Source organism: Pedobacter cryoconitis (assembly GCF_003259615.1).
GTDB classification, from domain to species: Bacteria; Bacteroidota; Bacteroidia; order Sphingobacteriales; family Sphingobacteriaceae; genus Pedobacter; species Pedobacter cryoconitis.
On sequence record NZ_QLLR01000067.1, the window covers coordinates 1 to 2,136 of the forward strand.

The window sequence follows — 2,136 nt, forward strand, 5'->3', positions numbered from 1 at the left end:
TGCCAGTATTGAACTTAATATCTTACATTTGAGCCTCGCTAACTGGTACACTTTTCAACCGGAATCCTGGTACATAATTCAACTGGTATAAACAGCATTCCAGTGTTACTTCTTTCATCCACCTTTTTTCTTTGTATTTATACAAATCTTTGATATTTTTTAGGTCGAAAATGAAGGAAACATTATCAGTAAATGTTACGAAGTAAAAAGCTTTACCTGTTGGTGTCTGCTTGGCTAAAGCCATTAATTGATTATATTTTTTAACCTCTAAGAAGGTTGAGAAGAAATCTGTAGACTTGATATTTCTAGCTTTTATTTCAATATAATTATTTGAAAAATTGACTGCTGTGTTGGATCTGGTTGATCCTGATAGATCCCAACTGCCAAATTTCTCAGTGTTTTCGACCCATTGATTATGAGGGTGTTGATTGAGGAATATTTCTCTTCCTTTTGCTTCTTGATTGGCGACTGCCTGATTACTTACTATATACATTCTTTCTTTGTTTCATATAAATAGTTTTGAATTTCCAGGAAGGCCAAAAAGGGAATAAATAAAATGAATTAAATTCGGTTATGACTTTAAAATGACAATAAGAAACCAGACATAAAAAAAGGGATACCATTACAGCATCCCCTTCAATTGGTGGTCGTTTTATCTTATTTAATAACCATAGAGATCATCTTGATTTTTAGGTGGCTTTACCATTATTACTGTTGTTTCGTACCTGATCTCAGTTCCAAATGTTTCAGCAAATTCCTTCATCTTGTTAAAAAAATATTTTTGGGCACCTTTGTATTGAATTTTGTAAATTGATGGAGCTTGTGTAATACCGCCAATATTTAGACCTAGATTTGAACCCCAAGTACCCGTGAAGGAAACTTTACCATCTTTACAGTTGATAAGGAATGAGTATCCGCCATTCTCTGTTGACCTAATTAGGGCTGTCTTTATTTGAAAAATATCTCGATCTTGTGTAGCTATTTCAATATCTCTATCTGCCAGGGCTTGCTTAACTTTGATAAAATTCTGCTCTGAAGTCTGCTGGTTTATTACTATAATTTTATCTGAATTCTTCGGGATTTCCTGAGTTTGTGCCCATGCAAAGCATGGTAACAGCAGCATTATTAGTATTAATTGTTTCATATTTATAAATAGTTATTTATGTCTAACAGTTATTTTTCCTGTCCCACCACAAGTTGTACATAGATTGCCTTTACCCATACCTGTACGTCTGCATTGCTCTTCGGATTTACCAGCATATCCTACACGTTGTGCTCCACCGCACCAGGGGCACATAACTTGTTCAGCTATACCTTCATTTACAGTCTTGTAGTTTTCAATTGCTTCAGCTGTAGATATATGCTGTGTGTGTGATTCCGACGAATCAAATGTGATAACTCCACTTCTCCAAATGGTAAAAGTCATAAATAATGCAAAAACCACTAGTACAGGCACCGCATCTTTAAGAAATTGATTTTTGTTTGCGTTCATTTTTATATTTATTAATGTTTACTGTATCACTTAAGTTTATAAAATTAGGCTTTTAAGCCTAAATAAAAAAGTAGTTTTTTAACAATTTTTGTTAAATGACATTCAACGCAGGTAAAGAGGCAAAAACGATACTGGCTAAAAATGTCAAATACTATCGTAAGAAGGCAAAATTAAGTCAAACAGCACTTGCTAACATTTGCGAAATTGAACTGAGTCAAATTAGTAGAATCGAATTGGCAAAAGTTAATGCCACTCTCGAAACCATCTTTATAATCGCAAATGGTTTAAAAGTACTTCCATCCCAACTCCTGGAGGATTTATCCACTCCCAATAATATGCCCTAAATAATCATTTTTAACTCTCATTATTTTACGGATATCCGTATAATTCTATTGATTACTTAAATAAGTTTTAGAAATTGTATATAATTGTGAATGAAAAAGATATTAACACTCTCACTATTAACATTTCTATTCATTAAATCAAACGCCCAGGTCTCAATCAATAAAAAAGATCCTTTTACTGGCGAAGTTGTGAAATCATCAATTGTTGGATATTCCGAGGTATACTACACCACCATTCCGCGGCAAAGTACACCACCATTCCGAGCCATATTACACCACTAATTAGGATTTAGTGTATTG

Annotated in this window: 4 protein-coding genes; 1 reads left to right on the forward strand and 3 read right to left on the reverse strand. The window is 33.6% G+C overall.

Features of this window, described 5'->3' with window-relative positions; genetic code table 11:
- Positions 1-22: 22 nt before the first annotated feature.
- From LY11_RS26335 to LY11_RS26345, 3 genes are all read right to left on the reverse strand, one after another.
- Positions 23-493: a hypothetical protein gene (locus LY11_RS26335; RefSeq protein WP_111636552.1), complete on the reverse strand. Its 471-nt coding sequence runs from the start codon at positions 491-493 to the stop codon at positions 23-25.
- Between the two features lie 168 nt (positions 494-661).
- Entirely contained in the window at positions 662-1,144 is a 483-nt protein-coding gene (locus LY11_RS26340) for a hypothetical protein (protein WP_111636553.1), read from the reverse strand.
- Positions 1,145-1,156: 12 nt separating this feature from the next.
- On the reverse strand, positions 1,157-1,492 hold the full coding sequence (locus tag LY11_RS26345) for a hypothetical protein (protein ID WP_111636554.1): 336 nt from the start codon (positions 1,490-1,492) through the stop codon (positions 1,157-1,159).
- Between the two features lie 95 nt (positions 1,493-1,587).
- Here LY11_RS26345 and LY11_RS26350 point away from each other — a divergent pair, with 95 nt between their 5' ends.
- The gene (locus LY11_RS26350; protein ID WP_111636555.1) at positions 1,588-1,836 is read left to right on the forward strand and encodes a helix-turn-helix domain-containing protein; all 249 of its coding nucleotides are present in this window, start codon (positions 1,588-1,590) and stop codon (positions 1,834-1,836) included.
- Positions 1,837-2,136: the final 300 nt, after the last annotated feature.